At 55.1% G+C, this 19925-nt stretch carries 18 protein-coding genes; 14 read left to right on the top strand and 4 right to left on the bottom strand.

What is annotated here, in order from left to right; all coding sequences use genetic code 11:
• Positions 1–27 precede the first annotated feature (27 nt).
• The 8 genes from ACYSMN_RS13400 to ACYSMN_RS13365 all read left to right on the top strand — a co-directional run bounded on the left by ACYSMN_RS13400 (position 28) and on the right by ACYSMN_RS13365 (position 10661).
• On the top strand, positions 28–636 hold the full coding sequence (locus ACYSMN_RS13400; RefSeq protein WP_488924400.1) for a Uma2 family endonuclease: 609 nt from the start codon (positions 28–30) through the stop codon (positions 634–636).
• Positions 637–752: 116 nt separating this feature from the next.
• Positions 753–1607 (top strand): carboxypeptidase-like regulatory domain-containing protein, encoded by an 855-nt coding sequence (locus ACYSMN_RS13395; protein ID WP_488924399.1) that lies wholly within the window; start codon positions 753–755, stop codon positions 1605–1607.
• A gap of 336 nt (positions 1608–1943) precedes the next feature.
• Positions 1944–5435, top strand: a complete 3492-nt coding sequence (locus ACYSMN_RS13390; protein WP_488924398.1) for a methylmalonyl-CoA mutase family protein — start codon at positions 1944–1946, stop codon at positions 5433–5435.
• Between the two features lie 2 nt (positions 5436–5437).
• A complete protein-coding gene (locus ACYSMN_RS13385; RefSeq protein WP_488924397.1) occupies positions 5438–6265 on the top strand; it encodes an Rpn family recombination-promoting nuclease/putative transposase in 828 nt (275 codons plus the stop codon).
• A gap of 277 nt (positions 6266–6542) precedes the next feature.
• Positions 6543–7583, top strand: a complete 1041-nt coding sequence (locus tag ACYSMN_RS13380) for a Fic family protein (protein WP_488924396.1) — start codon at positions 6543–6545, stop codon at positions 7581–7583.
• A 472-nt stretch (positions 7584–8055) separates the two neighbouring features.
• Entirely contained in the window at positions 8056–8652 is a 597-nt protein-coding gene (locus tag ACYSMN_RS13375; RefSeq protein WP_488924395.1) for a DUF1579 family protein, read from the top strand.
• Positions 8653–9154: 502 nt separating this feature from the next.
• On the top strand, positions 9155–9964 hold the full coding sequence (locus ACYSMN_RS13370; RefSeq protein ID WP_488924394.1) for a tetratricopeptide repeat protein: 810 nt from the start codon (positions 9155–9157) through the stop codon (positions 9962–9964).
• 151 nt (positions 9965–10115) lie between these two features.
• Positions 10116–10661, top strand: a complete 546-nt coding sequence (locus ACYSMN_RS13365; RefSeq protein WP_488924393.1) for a hypothetical protein — start codon at positions 10116–10118, stop codon at positions 10659–10661.
• Between the two features lie 174 nt (positions 10662–10835).
• On the opposite strand, the gene ACYSMN_RS13360 is transcribed toward ACYSMN_RS13365, so the two are convergent.
• Together ACYSMN_RS13360 and ACYSMN_RS13355 are read right to left on the bottom strand one after the other, a co-directional pair.
• Complete coding sequence (locus ACYSMN_RS13360) at positions 10836–11177, bottom strand: HepT-like ribonuclease domain-containing protein (RefSeq protein WP_488924392.1); 342 nt, start codon at positions 11175–11177, stop codon at positions 10836–10838.
• A complete protein-coding gene (locus ACYSMN_RS13355; RefSeq protein ID WP_488924391.1) occupies positions 11167–11469 on the bottom strand; it encodes a nucleotidyltransferase family protein in 303 nt (100 codons plus the stop codon). The genes ACYSMN_RS13360 and ACYSMN_RS13355 overlap by 11 nt, the downstream gene beginning before the upstream one ends.
• 1435 nt (positions 11470–12904) lie before the next feature.
• Between ACYSMN_RS13355 and ACYSMN_RS13350 the strand changes: the two genes are divergently transcribed.
• A complete protein-coding gene (locus tag ACYSMN_RS13350; RefSeq protein ID WP_488924390.1) occupies positions 12905–13423 on the top strand; it encodes a PsbP-related protein in 519 nt (172 codons plus the stop codon).
• Positions 13424–13578: 155 nt separating this feature from the next.
• On the opposite strand, the gene ACYSMN_RS13345 is transcribed toward ACYSMN_RS13350, so the two are convergent.
• Together ACYSMN_RS13345 and ACYSMN_RS13340 are read right to left on the bottom strand one after the other, a co-directional pair.
• Positions 13579–14268 carry a hypothetical protein gene (locus tag ACYSMN_RS13345; protein WP_488924389.1) on the bottom strand — a complete coding sequence of 230 codons (690 nt, stop codon included), beginning with the start codon at positions 14266–14268 and terminating at the stop codon, positions 13579–13581.
• Positions 14269–14795: 527 nt separating this feature from the next.
• On the bottom strand, positions 14796–14999 hold the full coding sequence (locus ACYSMN_RS13340; protein WP_488924388.1) for a hypothetical protein: 204 nt from the start codon (positions 14997–14999) through the stop codon (positions 14796–14798).
• An 18-nt stretch (positions 15000–15017) separates the two neighbouring features.
• On the opposite strand from ACYSMN_RS13340, the gene ACYSMN_RS13335 reads away from it, so the two are divergent.
• The 5 genes from ACYSMN_RS13335 (at position 15018) to ACYSMN_RS13315 (ending at position 19862) form a co-directional block, all read left to right on the top strand.
• On the top strand, positions 15018–16463 hold the full coding sequence (locus ACYSMN_RS13335) for an APC family permease (protein ID WP_488924387.1): 1446 nt from the start codon (positions 15018–15020) through the stop codon (positions 16461–16463).
• 149 nt (positions 16464–16612) lie between these two features.
• Positions 16613–17059, top strand: coding sequence for a DinB superfamily protein (locus ACYSMN_RS13330; RefSeq protein ID WP_488924386.1), 447 nt, complete (start codon positions 16613–16615; stop codon positions 17057–17059).
• Between the two features lie 99 nt (positions 17060–17158).
• Entirely contained in the window at positions 17159–17848 is a 690-nt protein-coding gene (locus tag ACYSMN_RS13325; protein WP_488924385.1) for an XAC2610-related protein, read from the top strand.
• Between the two features lie 205 nt (positions 17849–18053).
• Positions 18054–19163, top strand: coding sequence for an OmpA family protein (locus ACYSMN_RS13320; RefSeq protein ID WP_488924384.1), 1110 nt, complete (start codon positions 18054–18056; stop codon positions 19161–19163).
• A 99-nt stretch (positions 19164–19262) separates the two neighbouring features.
• Positions 19263–19862: a hypothetical protein gene (locus ACYSMN_RS13315; protein WP_488924383.1), complete on the top strand. Its 600-nt coding sequence runs from the start codon at positions 19263–19265 to the stop codon at positions 19860–19862.
• Positions 19863–19925 lie beyond the last annotated feature (63 nt).

Genomic DNA, 19925 nt, shown 5'->3' with positions numbered 1-19925 from the left:
CGCACCAAAGCGTCGTTTTTTACTGCCATGCATATCAGCATCCTTCCCAAAGAAGCGCCCCTCCTACTAAGTGGTCCAGGCTTAGCGCTAATGTCTGATGAGGAGTTCTTCGACTTCTGCCAGCACCACCCAGAACTACGCATTGAACGGACTGCCAATCACGAAATCTTAATTATGTCGCCTACCGGCAGCCGCTCCAGTAAACGTAATTCACGGCTCAATGGCCAGTTGTATATATGGTGGAGCCAGCACAGGGAATTAGGTGAGATATTCGAGTCAAATGGCGGCTTTGCCCTGCCCGACGGGTCCATGCGCGCTCCAGACGCGGCTTGGGTATCTGCCTCGCAGTGGTGCGCACTCACGGTAAAGCAACAGGAGCAATTTGCACCCGTGTGCCCTGAGTTTGTTGTCGAGTTGAAGTCCGCTACTGACTCCATCAAAGATCTTAAAGCCAAGATGCTCGACTGGCTCCGCAACGGCGCGCAGCTAGCCTGGCTACTCGACCCCGAGACGGAAACGGCCTATATCTACCGCGCCGGCCAACCGGAGCCGGAAGTAGTACAAGGTTTCGACAAGGAGCTGTCCGGTGAAGCCGTGCTACCTGGATTTACATTGCTCCTGGCTGAGTTGAAATAGCGCTGGCCTTCACATAATACTATTGACTCTTCTTTTCTGAAGCTACCGAGAATTCGTTAAGTGACGAATTTTCCTTATTTAGCAGTGCTTATCTGCGTTTTCGTCTATTCCGTCTGATGCTTTATCGGTTATTATTCAGCCTAGCGCTGCTCCTCTCCTATTCGTCCGCAGCCCTGGCCCAAGGGCTGCCCATTGAAGGACAGGTGCTGAACGCGCGCACCAACGAGCCAGTCCCATTTGCCATCCTGGGTATTCGGGGTAAATCCATCGGTACGGCCGCCGATGAACAGGGCCGCTACGTACTGCGCCTCGCTGACTTGAGCGATACGCTGATTGTTTCTTGCGTGGGGTTTCAACGCCAGCTCATACCACCGGCCTCACTCACTGCCGGGCAACGCGTGTTTCGGCTCGCTCCGCAGGACCACGTGTTGCAGGATGTTCGGGTGGAGCACCGGCGCCTGCACCCTAGCTTGCTGGGCCGCACCAACGAGAAATATTCGCTTCGCTGGGTGGGCGGCTCCAGTGGCAAAACCACCGTCGATGATGAATGGGGCTGGGAAGTAGGTGCTTTGCTGGAACCCGCGCGCCGGACGTATCTGGAGGAGTTTCACATCTACCTCTCCGACAACAAGTACGAACAGCTGCGTTTTCGGCTAAATCTGTACACGGTAGAAAACAATTTACCGGCCGAGCCTTTACTCTCGCAGGACATTCAGCTCATTTGCCCAACCAATAGCAAGGGCTGGTTTACCATCGATCTACGTCCCTACAACATCATCTTGGATGCGCAACCGGTAGCCGCCACCATTCAGTGGATACAAAGCGAAAAAACGGCTCCCGAGCTGAAGTTCTTCTCCATCCCCGTCATTCGCCAGTCAAAGCGCGGGATGGTGGAGCGGGAAAACGGCCACGCCTCCTGGACTATCCACAACATGCAGCCCAGCCTCTATTTCACCGTAATGACGGAATAACCGTAGCGCGAAAATCCGTTCCGCGCACGAGCGAAGCGAGTAGTGGATACCGCGCCACCTGATTCCAGCGCGAAGAAACTCGCCGCCGGCTAGTGCGCATGTAGCGCGAGAAGCTCTGGCTTCGCGCATCGTTGCTGACAGCCGCGCGGCCCTACCGAGTATCGTTCAACGATGCGCGAAGCTGGAGCTTCGCGCTACGGCTCGGCTGCGTAGGAACTCGCCTGCGGCTCGTCGCGGAACAGATTTCCGCGCTACATTCTGAAAAGCCCCAGCTTAGCCCGGCGGGGCTTTTTTCGTACCTTCGCTACCCCAATTTCCACCCAACTCCCCCGTGCTATGCAAGCAGCTCCCGTAGCTCCGTATAAGCCTCAGAACCACGTCCGCATCGTCACGGCCGCCGCCCTCTTCGATGGGCACGACGCCGCCATTAACATCATGCGCCGCATCATCCAGAGCAGCGGCGCCGAGGTTATTCACCTCGGCCACAACCGCTCGGTGCAGGAAATAGTGGACTGCGCCATTCAGGAAGATGCCCAGGCCATTGCTATCACCTCCTACCAGGGCGGCCACAACGAGTACTTCAAGTACATGCACGACCTGCTGAAGGAGCGTGGCGCGGGCCACATCAAGATCTTCGGCGGCGGCGGCGGCGTCATTCTGCCTACTGAAATCGAGGAGCTACACAGCTACGGCATCACCCGCATCTACTCCCCCGACGACGGCCGCGCCATGGGCTTGCAGGGCATGATCAACGACCTGCTCCAGCAAGCCGACTTCCCCACCGGCCAGCAGCTCAACGGCGAAGTCCGCCATGTCAAGGAAAAAGACGCCCGCAGCATCGGCCGCCTCATCTCCGCCGCCGAAAACTTCCCCCAGGAGTTTGAGCGGGTGAAGAAGTTGTTAGTTGATAGTTATCAGTTGTCAGAAAAGGGCGAAAACAACGCCCGTCAGAACGACCTGACAACTGACAACCAACAACCAACAACTAAAACCGCTCCCATCCTCGGCATCACGGGCACGGGGGGCGCGGGTAAGTCGTCGTTGGTGGATGAGCTGGTGCGGCGGTTTTTGCTCGACTTCCCCGACAAGACCATCGCCATTATCTCCGTCGACCCGAGCAAGCGCAAAACCGGCGGGGCTCTGCTCGGCGACCGGATTCGCATGAACGCCATCAATAGCCCCCGAGTGTACATGCGCAGCCTGGCTACGCGCCAGAGCAACCTCGCCCTGAGCAAGTATGTGCAGGACGCCGTGGACGTGGTGCGCGCCGCCGACTTCGACCTCATCATCCTCGAAACGTCCGGCATCGGCCAGTCCGACACCGAAATCATTGAGCACTCCGACGCCAGCCTCTACGTGATGACGCCCGAATACGGCGCCGCCACTCAGCTCGAGAAGATCGACATGCTCGACTTCGCCGACGTCATTGCCCTCAACAAGTTCGACAAGCGCGGCGCGCTCGACGCCCTGCGCGACGTGCGCAAGCAGTACCAGCGCAACCACCAGCTCTGGGACCAGCCGCTGGAGGAGATGCCCGTGTTCGGTACCATCGCCTCGCAGTTCAACGACCCCGGCATGAACCGCCTCTACCGCGCCGTGCTGGCCACCGTGGAAGCCAAAACCGGCGTGGCCTTCGCCTCCCAGCTCGAAACCAGTAAAGAGGACTCCGAGAAAATCTACATCATTCCGCCGCACCGCACCCGTTACCTTTCCGAAATCACCGAAACCATTCATCAGTATGACCAGTGGGTTGAGAAACAAGCGGCCGTGGCCCAACAGCTCTTCGGCATCCGACAAGCCATCGGAGCCGTCGAAAGCCTCGGAAACGGGCAGCCTGCAACCGGAAATAACGCCGGAAATAATGGCGACGGAGGAAGAAACCTCATTTCCGGCCTGGAGAGCACCTTCGAAGAGGTCAAGCTTCGGCTGGACGGCCAGAACTGGAAGCTTCTGGAGACCTGGCCGCAGAAGGTAGCCGCCTACAAGGCCCCGGAGTTCGTGTTTAAGGTGCGCGACAAGGAGCTGCGCCTCAAAACGCACACCGAAAGCCTCTCCCACCTCCAGATTCCAAAGGTGAGCCTGCCGCGCTACACCGCCTGGGGCGACCTGCTGAAGTGGCAGCTCCAGGAGAACGTGCCCGGCGAGTTTCCCTACACGGCCGGCGTGTTCCCCTTCAAGCGCGAAGGCGAAGACCCCACCCGCATGTTTGCGGGCGAAGGTGGGCCGGAGCGTACCAACCGCCGCTTTCACTATGTATCGGCGGGCCTGCCGGCCAAGCGCCTGAGCACGGCCTTCGACTCGGTGACGCTCTACGGCGAAGACCCCGACCATCGGCCCGACATCTACGGCAAAATCGGCAACTCCGGTGTGAGCGTGTGCTGCCTCGACGACGCCAAGAAGCTCTACTCCGGCTTCAACCTCGCCGACCCCCTGACGTCGGTATCCATGACCATCAACGGCCCTGCCGCTCAGCTGGCCGCCTTCTTCATGAACGCCGCCATCGACCAGCAGTGCGAGCTATATATAAAGGAGCACGGCCTGGAAGCGGAGATCAACGACAAGATTGACGCCATCTATAAGGAGAAAGGCGTGGCGCGCCCGCGCTACCAAGGCGAGCTGCCGGCCGGCAACGATGGCCTGGGCCTGCTGCTGCTCGGCGTAACCGGCGACCAGGTACTGCCCGCCGACGTTTACCAGACTATCAAAACCCGCACCCTCACGCAGGTGCGCGGCACTGTGCAGGCCGACATCCTGAAGGAAGACCAGGCCCAGAACACCTGCATTTTCAGCACCGAGTTCAGCCTGCGCCTTATGGGCGACGTGCAGCAGTACTTTATCACGAATAAGGTCCGCAACTTCTACTCGGTGTCGATTTCCGGCTACCACATTGCCGAGGCCGGCGCCAACCCCATCACGCAGCTGGCTCTCACTCTCTCCAACGGCTTCACGTTCGTGGAGTACTACGTGAGCCGGGGCATGAGCGTCAACGACTTCGCGCCCAACCTGAGCTTCTTCTTCTCCAACGGCATCGACCCGGAGTACGCCGTGATTGGCCGCGTGGCGCGCCGCATCTGGGCCAAGGCCATGAAGCTAAAGTATGGCGCCGACGCCCGCTCGCAGATGCTCAAGTACCACATCCAGACCAGCGGCCGGAGCCTGCACGCTCAGGAAATCGACTTCAACGACATCCGCACCACGTTGCAGGCCCTCTACGCCATCTACGACAACTGCAACTCGCTGCACACCAACGCCTACGACGAGGCCATTACCACCCCCACCGAGGAGTCGGTGCGCCGGGCCATGGCCATTCAGCTCATCATCAACCGGGAGCTGGGTCTGGCTAAGAACGAAAACCCGCTGCAAGGCTCCTTCATCATCGAGGAGTTGACCGACCTGGTGGAGGAAGCCGTACTGGCCGAGTTCGACCGGATTACGGAGCGCGGGGGCGTGCTAGGCGCCATGGAAACCATGTACCAGCGCGGCAAGATTCAGGAGGAAAGCCTCTACTACGAGACGCTCAAGCACACCGGCGAGTACCCCATCATCGGCGTGAACACCTTCCTCTCCTCGAAAGGCTCCCCCACCGTCGTGCCCGCCGAAGTTATCCGCGCCACGGAGGAAGAGAAGCAGTACCAAATCACGATGCTCGAAAACCTGCACGCCCGCAACCGCGACAAGGCCGATGCGGCCCTGAAACAGTTGCAACAAGTGGCCGTGCAAAACGGCAACCTCTTCGAGGAACTGATGGAAACGGTGAAGTACTGCTCCCTTGGGCAGATTACGAACGCGCTGTTTGAAGTGGGCGGGCAGTATAGAAGGAATATGTAGGGATGGGGCTAAGCCAATTTATCCCGCTGATTTCCGACTACGGCTTCAAGGCAACCTTCGGCAATGAAACCAACGACCTGTTTCTGCGCACGGCCTTGCAGGCACTCATCAAGTCGCCCGTGCCCATTCAGCAGGTGCAGCTCGAAAAGAATGCTTTTGAAGCCCTCACCCAGGACAGCCGCAGCGGCATTTTTGATTTGGCTTGTACCGACGTACACGGTAACCACTTCATTGTAGAAATGCAGCTGGGCCATATGCCCCACTTTGTGCAGCGCATGAAGTTCTATGCGCTGCACAAATTCAACACGGTGGTGGAGCGTGGCCGGTTCGACTACGCCAACTTGCCGCGCATTTATTGCATTGCGTTTCTCGAAAAAAGCATTTTGCCCACCTCGCACTACCACACGCTAGCCACGCTACGTAGCGAGCAGGGCGAACCCATCGACGATCAGCTAACGTTTATCACGGTGGAACTCGCTAAATTCGATAAGCCAGTAGCGGCCATTCATACCGACCTCGACAAATTGATTTACACCATGAAAACGCTACACGAAGCCACTGACCCCGCCGAGTACCCCGCGTTCTGGAACGAGGAATGGCTACAGCGTGCCATCGACGAGCTGAACACCCGCAAAATGACTCCGGAAGAACGGTCCCAGTTTGCCCGCTACACCGCCATCAACGCCGAAACCGTTATTGCCGAAAGAGCCCGGCTCAGCGGCATCATCCGGCGCAGTCTGCAACAAGGCTTAACCGCGGAGCAAATCGCTGAAATCAATGAAGTGAGCGTAGACTACGTGCGGGAACTGCAACAGAAACTAAACGACTAGTAGCTCACGGTCGTGCCGGCCGAGGTAATCACCAACGCCCTGTTTGAAGTGGGCGGGCAGTATAGAAGGAATATGTAACCGCCCTATCTAGGCTCCTACCAAAGCGCGCTACCTTGTTGAGGTAGCGCGCTTTTTGTTTTCTATACCATTCCCAGTAAAGCGAATAGAGTCAGCTCTCTGATTCTGCTCATCACATGCTCATTAATATGGATCGACTCGATACCGTATCAAATCGTATCAAATCGTATCGAATCGTATCAATCTCTAGTTTTACGAGATGGAAGAACAAGTACACACTGTTCAGGTAACGCTAGATTGGGCCTTGTTGGGCATTATCAGCAAACTGGACCGCTTCGACGCGTCCTGGTCGGCTATTGAACGGCGCGAGGGTCAAACACTGAAACAACTTAAAGCTATTGCCACGGTGCGTAGCGTGGGGGCGTCCACTCGCATCGAAGGTTCCCGCATGAGCGACGAGGAAGTGGACGTACTGCTACGGAACACTGACATCAGCAAGCTCGAAGACCGGGACGCACAGGAAGTAGTGGGTTACTTTCAGGTGCTGGATTTGATTTCGGAATCATACACCGACATTGATATCACCGAAAACAGCCTCAAAGGACTGCACAACCACCTCCTGCACTTTAGCCGCAAAGACGAGTGGCACCGCGGCAACTACAAGCAGCACAGTAACGCCGTAGAGGCGTCTTTGCCCGACGGCACTAAACAGCTCATTTTCCAGACCACCGCGCCCGGCTTTGCCACCGAGGATGCCATGCGCGAGTTGGTAGCATGGTACCACCAAGACAAGACCACGCACCCGCTGGTCAAGTGTGCCCTGTTTGCTTACGATTTTGTGAGTATCCACCCGTTCCAGGACGGTAACGGCCGCCTGAGCCGCCTGCTTGCCAGCTTACTACTTCTGCGGCACGGCTACGTCTGGATTCAATATGTGAGCTTAGAACACGAAATCGAAAATCGTAAAACGGAATATTACCGTGAGCTACAAAAGCGCCAGTCGCAACGGCCAGGAGAAAATATTTCCTCGTGGCTACACTTCTTTTTCGATGCTCTGCATAATGTGCAGCAACAGCTGTTACAAAAACTGACCGTGCAGGAAGCTGATAAGCAATATTCCCCTCGTGAAAAGTCTATTCTGGCCTTCATAGGTAACTATTCCGGCTGTAAATCCGGTGAAATTGCCGAAAAACTGGCTATTCCGGCTCCTACCGTGAAGCGTATTCTGGCTGATATGGTGGCCCGAAAACTCCTTGAAAAGCAAGGAAAAGGACCAGCTACGGCTTATTACTTAGTTTAACATCTTCGTCTATCCAAGCAGTACCACATCACTATACAGCACCTGCGCGCCCGCCACGAAGGCACCACCGAGCAACGCCTGAAACAGCTGCAACAAGTAGCCCTTAATAACGGCCACCTCTTCGAGGAACTGATGGAAATCGTCAAATACTGCTCGCTCGGGCAGATTACGAATGCCCCGTTTGAAGTGGGCGGATAGTATCGAAGGAATATGTAGTCCAATATCAACTCAAGCCCATGAGCCTTTCGGGCGACTGCTGGAAGGCACAAAATCAATTTATTGTTTATCACATCTTTATGTCATTGACACTCTCCAGTGAGGCGCCGTTCTTTACCCGAATGGCCGGGACCTATCTCGGCGCCGTGCGGCTAAACCGCCTGGCGGGTTTCGGATCCGCTGAGCTAGTCCCCAGCAAGGTGCCATATCCCGGACCCTCATCAGCAGCTCTACCACCATATCTCCATGCCCCAACATGAAAACCACTGTACTTGCCGCCCTTTCGGGCATCTTCCTCGCCCACGGGGCGCTGGGTCAACAACCACTCGCCGCCAAAGCCCAAGCCCCGGCTCCCGCTACGGCCGCTAAGGAGCAGCCCACCCCCACCGACGATGTGTCCCACCAGATGCTGGCGCGCTCAAACGGCGCCTGGACCGGCCAGGCAACCATGACCTTTGTCCCGGGTGCTGCTCCCGTGACCAGTACGTCTACTTTGATGAACCACATGGCCATGGATGGGCTCTATCAGGTTTCGGAAATTAACTACAACATCATGGGCAAGCGTATTACCGGGATTCGCGTGACCGGCTACGACGCCAACAAAAAAATCTTTACCCGCGCCATGATTCAGGACGGGGGTAACGGCGTAGCCATGGAAGGCCCCTGGGATGCCACCGCCAAGACTATGACCTTCCGCTACAAGCAGGCGGGCTCCTCGGGTCGCATCAATGATATGAAGGAAGTTTACACCATCGTAGACGAGAATACTGAGGTTCTTGAAATCTTCCGGTTGGACCCGAAGACCAGCCAAGAATTTAAGATCCTAAACGTGAAGTGGACGAGAAACCAGTAGCGCACAGGCCCTAACTTAGTTTCCAACTAGGGTTGGTAGACAGTGACAGAAAAATAGTGTTTTTAAAATTCTTATTGTAGTTATACATCATCTGCTCCAACTAGTACGAGTTTAGAGCAGCTTAACTCGTGCCCAGCTATGGCAGGTAAGCTGTGCCTCCACTGCCGTTAAAAGCGGCAAGACAGTTTCAAGACACTAGAGGGCCAAGGGGGCAGAGGCCGCGGCTGCTCTGAAGCTTCAGCAGCAAGTGGCCGTTGTTGCTAACGACATACCTCTTCGAGGAACTGATGGAAACGGTGAAATTCTGCTCGCTTGGACAAATTACCAACGCCCTGTTTGAAGTGGGCGGGCAGTATAGAAGGAATATGTAATCGACCTGCTTAATTGCTTGCAAACGGGTGCTACCTTGCTCAGGTAGCGCCCGTTTTATTTTAGCCGAATTTAAATGAAATCTTACCGTCTGCTTTTTGCGGTTCTGCTGTGCTCAACATGCTCCTCCCCTATGCCCTTGTCTTTAACCGCGCCAACTACGAAAGAGGCCGCTTTGGTGAGGTTTACGGAACAGCTGACGGTACTGTCTCCAGTGATTAAGCCGGCAGCGATTCACTATATTGTTGACAAGCTTGAACCAAGTGGAAGCAATCCACTAGCGGAGGCCACAAAGCTCGTACAAGAATCACCCGATGCATTAAATAATCTAGCCGAAATAGCTCCTTTTGGTCCATTGGCGTTAGGTACAGCCAAGGACACAGCAGCTCAGCTGACTCGGTTACGGTCATTACTGCGCGAGCACCCAAATCTGGATTTAGGGTGGGCGTGGTTAGCTAGTTCGCAAAAGAATAGCGCGCAAGCTGTTGCATCGTTGTCAAGAGCCATTGCCCTAAATAAGCAAGTTGGGTACTATTACCGACAGCGCGCTGGCCTATACCAGCTTCAGCACAATTATGCAGCGGCCATCCGTGATGGGCAGAAGGCGGTGGAGCTATACCACGATCGTTCAGACGTTTACCAGGAGCTGGCCAACACCTATGCGGTGATGTATGATGATGAACGCTTCACTCAAACCAGTGACTTGCGTTTAGCAGAACTACAAAGGAAGCTTGCCCGTGTTGAGCAATCCGCACAACATGATTGGTTGCAGCAGGATAGCATTCGTAAGCTGCGCGAAGAAATTGGTTACGGCTACTTAGCTAAAGCCCTGTACTTTATTGAAACTCGGAACAAGCCAACTATTGGTTGTGTCGATTTAGCTAAGGCAGTTTCTGCTGGAGTTGAGGAAGCTGCGGAGTTGCAGCGGAAATACTGCCAGTGAAAATCCGTGTATAAGCCGGCAAAGACATCTTCATCTTTTTTGACAAAGGCAATCTGATTATTATTGGTCAAACAGGCTGGTTTGAGATCTTGCAGAAGCGCTATCTTGCTCAGATAGCGCGCTTTTTTAAGCCCCCAATTCTATAGACATCATGAAAGTCGGAAGGAAATTCAACACCATGTCTCTCAATGATTACTTCCTTTATATTGACAACCGTAAAAAGTATACCGACTTCAATACGCTAGGTTTGTACCGATCTATTGTTGAGAACGAACGATTAAGTATAGATGAGAAAATAGAGTTAAGAGGATACGCTCACGTATTGTTCGGCAAAAGCTTTGAGTTTCTGCAACTCAAGGACCCATACACTTTCATTGCTGTATCAACACTTGGTCAGACCTTGACTATTGCTGACGAACACCAGCTATGGGAAACAGTCAAATTAAACCAGCAGAAGATTCTCAGAAGAAAGAATATCAGACACCGAAGTTTTGGGACTTACTCCAAGCATATCTGTGGCTATGACACCTGCCCTCTCAATGGAATAATGGTCAGAAAAGGTGCTGATTCCTATGTAGGAGAGATTCACTTTCATACTGATCGTAGCAAGCCTGGCAAATGGGAAAAGACGGACAGAACGTTACGTGAGAGAAGGCAGAAGAGGAAACTCATTGACCAAGGTCTGTTGGAAGCTTAGCCTCCTGCATCCAACTCCGATTATCTCCAAAACCCACCCCCACCACCCAAGCACTCAGGATTGGAGACTTCGTAGCTTCCGCAGTAACAGGCCACTTTGTAAAGCGCGAAGAAGTGCGGTTTGAACTGGTACGTTGAATACCTCTTGCGCCAGTGCAAGGGCCAAGAGACTCAATTACTCCTCCGCCAACAACCCCGCCACTTCCCGTTTCAGTTGCGGCAAATGACGCACTACGATGCTCCAAACCAGTTCATCCGACACGGTATCATATCCGTGAATGATGCGGTTACGGGTAGCAACTATCTGGCGGGCATTGGCGAGGGCAAACGTGGGGTCTAGCTTCAGAATCCGCCCCACCGCTTCGCCCATGATTTCCAGGTTACGCTCCGTGGCGCGGCGGGTACGCACGTCCTGTTGATAACGGCTGAAATCCAGCGGCTGCCCGGCAAAGAAGTCTTCTGTTTCTTCAATGGCCTGCAACACATCATGCAGGCAAGCGCGGATTTCAGGCAGCATAAACGAGTTGCTGAGTGGCTTGCAGCTGCTGGCGGAAGTAAGGATTGCGCACGGCCTGGGCTTCCAACAAATCCACCGGACGACCAAGCAGCTCTTCCAGCGCAAATTTGAAATGAAAGTAATTGTCGGCGTACTCCTCTAAAGGCATTGGCTCGAACTCGACCACCAAGTCCACGTCGCTATCCGGGCGAAACGCCGGGGTCAGCACCGACCCAAAGACCAACAGCCGACTCACCCGGTGCTGTTGGCACAAGGCCCTAATGTCGGTCAGGTATAGGTTTAGCAGTTGCATGGGAGCGAAGATAGGTGCTATCCTAGCCCAACGAATATATTTCGTTGGACTTCAATCCTATCGAATATATTCGTTAGGCTTTCGCATCTTTACGCAACTTCCGGCGGCCTAGCAGAGTTACAACCCTAAGCAGGAAGGGCTTGTACCCTTCCTGCCCGGCTGAGATTAGTGGTTTAACAGCACATAAATGCTACTAGCTACCACTAGCCACCGACTAAGCTGCGTTAACAGCTTGACCGGGAGCCTGACGACGATTACCACGTAATCATCGTCACCGTTTGGTTTGTTCTCCATGGGTTTCAAGGTTGTAGAACAAATCACCCACTTACTCGAAGCCCGTGGTTTGCCGACCACGGGCTTCGCTCTTTCCGTCCGAGGCCGAATCAAGCGCCGTGGTTGGCGGGAGACTACCGCACAGCGCGGCAAAGCTAGTAGAGTTTATTCCGCATTCAACTCGCATAACACACCGTACTAGCGCGTATGTATCACCGCACAACTCGTGTCCAGCCATGATACAGCGCCGCCTGCGCCGCCCCTGCCACCCCAACGCCGGTCCAAGAATCTAACAGAAGCACTCAGGCTTGGAGACTTCGTAGCTTCCGCAGCCGCCAGCCACTTCGTGAAGCGCGAAGAAGCGTGGTTTGGGCTGGTGAGATGAATGACGCTACTAAAAGTTGGAAGACGAAAAGATGATATTGGGCGAGAAATGTTACTTGCTCACCGAAGAGAATATATTACTAGGCGTGCAGCAAGCTATACTTGGTCCATCAGGTAAGTAACTTGCCCCTGAAATCGGATGAAGGCGAATAAACTGAATTAGACTTCAGCAACGCTGATACCGTCGAGCAAGACTTGAAGCGGCAACAAGTAGCTATCCAAACAGCATCCTCTCCAAGAAGTTAGTGGAGATGGTAGACTCTGCTCACTTGGGTAGATCACAAATGCTCTAACTGGGGTAAACGAGCAATCTTGCTAATTTTTTACCCTTTTACCGGATCACTTAGGGTACTCGCGTCCTCTCTATTTTAGATAATTTTAATACTGTCAGAAAATGAAAGACTTTATTACAGTAATTGCCATGATGACATTTACATGCTTAGCTATATGCGCAATAGGAATTATTCAACAAACAGTTTATCAAATAGCAATCAGATTGATAGTGTATATTATAATACCATGTGGAATTATATATTATTTATATAATATGGTTAAAACAAAGTCCTAGCAAATTTTTGATCACAATTTATTTTTAAAACATTTAGCTTATCGACAAAACATATAATAATAAAATCCTTTGTATTCAGATTGAATATAGACGAAAAATAATGAAACAATTTCATGTAGAATTCGGAAACAGTAATAAATTTATCTTTATTCGATTGCCTATAAGTTTTATATTAAGAACCAAGACTAAACCGAAATAAAAACAATAAACATGCATAAGATAGTCTCTCTTCTGTTCATAGTACTAGTATCATATTCAGCCAAATCGCAAACTTTATACAGTAGTTCCAGACATAAATATTCAATAGAAATACCATCCGGCTTCTCAAAAACAAGTGCTACGTTCAAAACAGTTGATATAAAGGCCATAGATGAATTTGGAAACTCCATTTTAGTTAATGTGAAGCCTGTATCTCTCAGCGCAACGCCCAGTACTTTAGCTGATGAAATGAGTAAAATCTCGGATGCAACTATACTGTCAGCCTTCACAGAATCATCAGGCAACGGCGCTCTTATCAAGAGAGGAGTAAGCCTAAATATTCCTAAAAGCCCCTATTATATTCATTATACTAGCACTAGCTTCACGAATAAATTTAATTTATATCACATCATGTATATTTTTATAAATCATGGAAATTTATACCTACTTCACGCTAGCTGTTCCATAGAAGATATAGAAATGATGAATGCTAAATTTATGAGATTTTTTAAATCATTCAAATACAATTAGTTACTTAGAGTGGCACAACATAATAACTTACGCCCTACTATTATAGTAAACTAGTACTGCGCTGTCGTCTCCATAACATCATCCCCTCCAACCCCTAAAAACCGGCCCGCCCCTGAACGTCAGGAGCGGGCCGGTTCATGAGCACCTTAGGGCAGCTATTGCTGCGGGGGCTCCTCGTCGCCGCCGTTGCCTTTGCCGCCGGTCGTGATTAGCTGGCGGGCCTGCTCGTAGCCGTCGAAGATTGAGCGGTTGAGCAGCTTGAAGGCTTTCATGTCGGAGTCGAGCTGGCGTACTTCCTCCATCAGCTCGTCCACCAGATCTTCCAGGGCGTCGCCGGCCAGCACCCGCTCGTTGATGGTTTTACGCGTGGCCGGTTGGGCGGCTTTGTAGGCGGCCAGCGCGTCGCGCAGGGGCTGCAAGGCCGCGGCCGTGAGGCCCTGCCGGGCCAGCTTCGGCACCACCGCGGGGCGGGCAGCGCTGCCCAATACCGACTCCACCACGCCCACAAACCCCAGCGGCCGAAGCTTGCGCAGCTGCTTGCTCGTGAGCGTAACCGAGGCCAGCAGGTCGTTGTCCTGCAAGCGGGTGGCAATGCGGCTCAGCGGCCCGAGCAGCGCCGGCAGCAGCTCCAGCAGCGTGTTTTTGACTTTTTTGGCCTCTTTCGTCAGCTTCTTGGTGCGCTTGGCCGTGCCGCCCCGCGCCCCCTGCACCAGCGCGTAGAAGTCGGCTACCTCCGTCGCCTGCTCGGCGGCCACCTCACTCACCGCTACCTCGTCGGCGTGTTCTCGTAGATAGTCCACTACCTGCCCGCACATCGTTAATTGGTCTTCCTTGAACTGATCCATACTGTTATTGTATACACGGCGAAACCGCTCCGCCCGGCGTGGTAAGCCCTTGCCCACCGCCGCCAAAGTAACGGCCAAGCGCAACAATAGCAACCCATCGTTATATTCTTATATCCCCGCCGAAAACACCCCTTGACCAATCGAAAACACCCTTCGACCCAGACAAAACACCCCTCGACGAATCGAAAACACCCCTTGACTATCGCAAAACACCATTCGACTAATCGAAAACACCCCTTGACCAATGCGAAACACCATTCGGCTGATTGAAAACACCATTCGGCTGATTGAAAACACCCCTTGACCGAGGCGAAACACGATTCGAGCAATTGAAAACACCATTCGACCGAGGCGAAACACCCCTTGGCTGAAGCGCAACACCTTGCCTCAACCTCAAGCTGCGGCCTATTCGCCCGTTAGCCGCTGTGCCCCACTAGCAGGTACGGGCAGTCAGCAACCAGCTGGTCCTGCCGAAGCATGTGGCGCATCAAGCCCGGGGCCGAAGTCTCTCGTGGGCAGACGTTGCGCTACCCGCGCACCCAACGCTTCATCCGGCCCGGCGTCGTAGCCGTGAAGGAGGCTGCTGCCGAACCCAGGGTAGCACCGTCGGCTCCTTGCTTGGTTTGGGCAGCGCAAGCGGCGAGCAAACCCACTACCTGCTTACCGCAAGTAGGCACCACGCCTTCTGTGCCGTGCCAGCGGCAAGCCGGCCCCGCGCAGCTTGGTGGCAAAACCGGTTACCTTGGAGCATGAACGTTCCTCAAAAGCCCCCGGCCGCGGCTCCCGCAACCCTGATTCGGGCTTTTGGCGTCGTCAGTGGGACCTTGCTGGTGGCGGGCATCGTGATTGGGTCCGGCGTTTTCAAAAAGATTGTGCCCCTGGCGCAAAGTGGCTTGAGCGCGGAATGGATTCTGGCCGCCTGGGTGGTGGCCGGCCTGGTTACCATCTGCGGCGCTCTGAACTTGGCCGGCATGGCGTCCCTCACCGAAGAGTCCGGCGGCGTCTACGAGTACCTGCGCCTCTCGTTTGGCAATTTCGCCTCCTTCCTGTTCGGGTGGACGGATTTTGCCATCATCGGCTCCGCTTCGGTGGCCGCGCTAGCCTTCATTTTTGCCCAGTCCGTCAACGCCCTGCTGCCGCTGCCCAACCCCGCCCAGCACCTGGGCCACCTCTCCATTGGCGGGCTCATTTACCCCTTCGCCGACTCCGGCATCAAGCTCCTGGCCATCGGCACCGCGGCCGCCCTCACCGCCGTAAACTACCGCGGCGTGAGCGGCAGCGGCCGCCTTAGCAACGTCTTTACGGCGGCCAAAATCGGAGGCATTCTCCTGCTCATTCTCGCGGGCGTACTGCTGGCTTCCCCAAGCTCAGGAAGCCAAACGGCGGCAGTTGCTCCCGCCCCGAACGTATCCCTGGCCAGTGCCTTTTTCGGTGCCCTGCTCAGCGTGTTCTGGGCCTACGACGGCTGGGTGGACCTTTCCTTCGTGACGGGCGAAATCAAGAATCCGCGGCGCAACGTGCCCCGGGCCATCGTCGGGGGCGTGTCCGTGGCCATTGTGCTGTACGTGCTGGTCAACTACGTTTACCTGCGCACCTTGCCCCTGGCCCAGCTGGCGGCCGTGGGGCCCAACGAAATCGGGGCGGCGGTGGTGGCCGAAGCCTTGCTGGGCAAGTGGGGCAAAACGGGCGTCACGGTGCTGATTCTGCTGAGCGTATTCGGCACGCTGAACTCGGTGCTGCTCTCGCACACCCGCGTGCATTTCCGCATGGCCCAGGAAGGATTTTTCTTACCGTCGGCCGCGGCGGTGCATCCCCGCTACCGCACGCCCCACCGCGCCCTGCTCTACACCCTGGCCTGGAGCAGCCTGCTCATCGTTTCCGGTACCTTCGAGCGCCTCACCGATCTGGTCATCTTCGCCACCTTCCTATTCTATGGCTTGCTGGCCGTGGCAGTCCTGAAAATGAAGCGCCAGGGCCGCATCCCCGGCCTGGTACCGGGCTACCCCTACGTGCAGATTCTGGTCATTCTGTTCGCCCTCACCTTCACCGGCCACACCTTGTTTACCCAACCCACCCAGTCCCTGCTGGGCTTGGCCCTGATTCTGACTGGCCTCCCGTTCTACGCGTACTTCCGGCGGCAAGCCCGTCCCCCACTGACGAGCGAAACTCCTGCGGACGCCCAGCGAGGTTCTTAAACCAAAGCCTAGTCGCTCTTATCTTTCCGCTACGTAGCCCCGGGCTTCAGCCCGGGGAAATCCGCCAGAGTGCGGCGAGCCTTCGAGAATGGAATGCCATATTCGGGATAACCGGCTCACCTTTGCCCGGCGAACATCATGTGCACCTTATGCTGACCGACACGCTACGCTCACTCTTCCGGCGCGACCTGAACCGGTTACAGCAGGAACTCACGCTCTACCAGCACGAGCAGCGAATCTGGCAGGTTGCGCCAGGCATTGCCAGTTCAGCCGGCAATCTGTGTTTGCATCTCGTCGGTAATCTCAACACCTATATTGGAGTGGAGCTCGGTGGCCTGGTTTACACCTGGCACCGGGAACTGGAATTTTCTTTGAAAGATGTTCCGCGCCGCGAGCTGCTGGATAAGCTTGCGGAAACCACCACTATCGTGGATGAGGCACTGGGCCGCGTGCGGCCGGAGGTGCTGGCCCAGGAGTACCCCGTGCTGGTTTTCGACCACAAAACGTCCACGGAGTATTTGCTGGTTCATCTGGCCACTCACCTTGCCTATCACCTGGGCCAGATCAACTACCACCGCCGCTTACTCGGTTCGTAGCTGTGATAGCCAATTGGGAATAGTAGGGTCGGACCGCGAATAGGGGCCAGGAAATGGGTTTCACATCCAAACCTGCGGCGCTGATTCTATCTTAGCCGCATGCGTTGTCTACTCCTGCTGCTGTCCTTGTTGTGCTGCGCTACGCTTTGCGCCGGCCAACGCAAGTTTTCCGTCCCCAATGGCTCGGCCCGCTACTCGGCCACCATCACCGTAGCCGGTTGTGAAGCTGACCGGTGCCAGGGCCGCGGTACCATTCAACTCATCGACAAGCAAACCAAGCGCGTAGCCCAAACCTTTACATCCGAGAACCTGACGTTCTTCCTGGACCAAAAGAGCCAGCCCACCGTAAACGTGGTGCAACTCTACAACGAGCAAAGTCCCCTCATCTTCGCCGACTTCAACTTCGACGGCACCGAAGACCTGGCCATCCGCAACGGCAACAACAGCAGCTACGACGGCCCCTCCTACGACGTGTACGTGTGCCTCAGCCGCTCCGGCCGTTTCGTTCGCAGCCGGGAGCTCACAACGCTGGCCAGCAAAAATCTCGGCATGTTTCAGGTTGATAAGAAGCGGCAGCGGCTCATCACCTTCGAGAAAAGTGGCTGCTGCTGGCACCAAACCACCGAATACGCCGTACTGCCCGGCCAGGGCCTGGTAGCCATGCTGATTGTGGAAGAAGACGCCACCGGCAACGACGAGCACGTACTAGTGAAGACCCGCAAAAAGGTGAACGGCAGCTGGGTTACTAGTAGCAAGAAGTACAGCGTCAAAGAGTACTACAAGGAGTAAGCTTGGCTTATCTGAGCCTCTTTGGCCTATAACGTAACGTAGGCATCAAGGTCTCGCCGACTTTCCCTTCCATGCTGCATAAGAGCACCGAGCCCGCACAAGCAGGTTCGGCGCTCTTGCGCCAAAACCGCAAAGCGCCCGATATTCGCCCGAACCCAAACGCCATAGCGTATCGGGAGTAGCTACCGCCCCATCGCCTTACTTTATGAGCATACTATTCAACCACACCCGTTTCCACCTACGCTACCTGAGCCGCAGCTTTTGGTACAGTCTGGTGGGCCTATTGCTAGCAGCCGGCCCCGTGCAGGCCCAACAATCCCTATCGGGTGTTTGGCAAGGCGTGGAGAGTGACACCAACGAGCCGGATGCCGTGTGGCCGGCGGTGCTCCGTTTACAGAAGAGCAAAGGAACCAATGTGTTTGGCGTGCTCTACCAGGAGCTAGGCGGGCAACCCCACGTTTCGGCCACGTTCCAGATGCAAGGCGAACGGACGGCCGACGGCGCGCGTCTCGACCACGTGCGCAAACTCAACGAAACCGGCCGCACGCCCCTCTCCTACTGGTGCGAAGGCTCCATCACGTTCACCTACGACCCCAAACTGGAAAAGCTGACCGGCCGCGCCACCTACCGCCCCGACGGCGACTGTAGCATCGGCACGTTTACGCTCTACCGCGTCAAGCTGAAATCGGCCGCCAAGGTGCGGGCCAACGCGGAAAGCACGCTGCGCGTTTCGGGCCGCAACGTGCTCTGGTTTGCCGATGCGGAGCTGAAGCAGCCCGTAGCCACTGGCAATACCTACCGCACCAAGCTCGCCAAAACCACCACTTTCTACCTCACCCAGAGCTACTACCCTACCCGCCAAAGCCCGGTAGTGCCCATCACCATTCAGGTGACGGGCGCCGGCGCCGCGCCCAAACCAGCCCAGGCTGCTCCTGCTCCCGCCGCTGCGGACACCGCGCGCCCCGCCCCCGCTCCCCTCGTAACGGCCACTCCGGTGGTGCTACCCACGGTCTTGTTCCGCCTCGGCACGCCCGAGCTGCTGCCCGAAGGCCTGCCCGCCCTCGACCAGCTAGCCACCGAGCTCAAGACTCGCTCCACGCTGAAAATCCGCGTAGCCGGCCACACCGACCGAATTGGCGAACCTCAAAAAAACCAAACCCTATCCGAGCAGCGGGCCGAAGCCGCGAAGGCCTACTTAGTGAAAGCCGGCATCGAAGCCGCGCGCATCAGCACCATCGGCTACGGCGACTCCCGCCCCCTCCACCCCTCCCCCGATGCCCGCAACCGCCGCGTGGAAGTGGAAGAAGTGAAGTAGCCTAACGGGGCTTGCTAGTAACTCCGGCGAGACAGAATGCCCGACGCGTGGCGCCTCAACTGCTAGCTTTGCCGCGTCATCAGCAAACGAATAGCAATTATGAATGCAGTCATTTTGGAGCAGATCAAACGCCTAGGCGGGAGTGTTGAGGCGGTGAAAGGCACCTCGCTGCAAGAAGATCTGCAAGCCATTGTTTTCCCGCACCCGCTCTACCCCAAGACCTACCAGGAAGCCTCCTACGGCCTCGACGAGTTCTACCAGCAACACAGCGCCGAATACGCCAGCAACAAAGAGGCTTTCTATAGTGAGCTCACAAACCACTTCTTCTCCGACCATGAGCTAGCCTACGGCCAGGATTTCTACCGAAGTTTTTTATTCACTCCCTTAACTGAAAACACCCCGGACTACGGCGAATTAGACGGCCTAGTCACGCCAGAAGAAATCAAGCAAACCATCCCCTACGACACCCTGGAATTTATCTGCATTTGCTCCTCCTACGGCTTCCCCGACCACTATTTCGTGTGTCTATCCGATAAAGAACAACAAAATCCCACCGTCTACGGCACCGACCACGAAGTGTATTTCCAGGAGATATCCGTGGAAGGAAATCTGGAAGATTTTTTCAACAGGTATTTAACCAAAGAGGAGTTTTTAGTTATTGCGCGTAATTACCTCGAGAACAAAATAACTCACGCATAACAGCCTCACATATTTCCGCCTAGCTTCACGAGGTAATGCACTTCTAGAATTTTTCAGTCGGAA

The sequence above is a fragment of the Hymenobacter sp. M1-2 genome, from assembly GCF_057808495.1.
Note: the sequence above shows the minus strand (reverse complement) of the source record. Positions and strands in the feature narration are given on the sequence as shown.

Excerpts from the sequence above, each read along its gene's own strand:
- ACYSMN_RS13400 (WP_488924400.1), top strand. The coding sequence starts at position 28 with ATGCATATCAGCATCCTTCCCAAAGAAGCGCCCCTCCTACTAAGTGGT.
- ACYSMN_RS13395 (WP_488924399.1), top strand. The coding sequence starts at position 753 with ATGCTTTATCGGTTATTATTCAGCCTAGCGCTGCTCCTCTCCTATTCG.
- ACYSMN_RS13390 (WP_488924398.1), top strand. The coding sequence starts at position 1,944 with ATGCAAGCAGCTCCCGTAGCTCCGTATAAGCCTCAGAACCACGTCCGC.
- ACYSMN_RS13385 (WP_488924397.1), top strand. The coding sequence starts at position 5,438 with ATGGGGCTAAGCCAATTTATCCCGCTGATTTCCGACTACGGCTTCAAG.
- ACYSMN_RS13380 (WP_488924396.1), top strand. The coding sequence starts at position 6,543 with ATGGAAGAACAAGTACACACTGTTCAGGTAACGCTAGATTGGGCCTTG.
- ACYSMN_RS13375 (WP_488924395.1), top strand. The coding sequence starts at position 8,056 with ATGAAAACCACTGTACTTGCCGCCCTTTCGGGCATCTTCCTCGCCCAC.
- ACYSMN_RS13370 (WP_488924394.1), top strand. The coding sequence starts at position 9,155 with ATGCCCTTGTCTTTAACCGCGCCAACTACGAAAGAGGCCGCTTTGGTG.
- ACYSMN_RS13365 (WP_488924393.1), top strand. The coding sequence starts at position 10,116 with ATGAAAGTCGGAAGGAAATTCAACACCATGTCTCTCAATGATTACTTC.
- ACYSMN_RS13360 (WP_488924392.1), bottom strand. The coding sequence starts at position 11,177 with ATGCTGCCTGAAATCCGCGCTTGCCTGCATGATGTGTTGCAGGCCATT.
- ACYSMN_RS13355 (WP_488924391.1), bottom strand. The coding sequence starts at position 11,469 with ATGCAACTGCTAAACCTATACCTGACCGACATTAGGGCCTTGTGCCAA.
- ACYSMN_RS13350 (WP_488924390.1), top strand. The coding sequence starts at position 12,905 with ATGCATAAGATAGTCTCTCTTCTGTTCATAGTACTAGTATCATATTCA.
- ACYSMN_RS13345 (WP_488924389.1), bottom strand. The coding sequence starts at position 14,268 with ATGGATCAGTTCAAGGAAGACCAATTAACGATGTGCGGGCAGGTAGTG.
- ACYSMN_RS13335 (WP_488924387.1), top strand. The coding sequence starts at position 15,018 with ATGAACGTTCCTCAAAAGCCCCCGGCCGCGGCTCCCGCAACCCTGATT.
- ACYSMN_RS13330 (WP_488924386.1), top strand. The coding sequence starts at position 16,613 with ATGCTGACCGACACGCTACGCTCACTCTTCCGGCGCGACCTGAACCGG.
- ACYSMN_RS13325 (WP_488924385.1), top strand. The coding sequence starts at position 17,159 with ATGCGTTGTCTACTCCTGCTGCTGTCCTTGTTGTGCTGCGCTACGCTT.
- ACYSMN_RS13320 (WP_488924384.1), top strand. The coding sequence starts at position 18,054 with ATGAGCATACTATTCAACCACACCCGTTTCCACCTACGCTACCTGAGC.
- ACYSMN_RS13315 (WP_488924383.1), top strand. The coding sequence starts at position 19,263 with ATGAATGCAGTCATTTTGGAGCAGATCAAACGCCTAGGCGGGAGTGTT.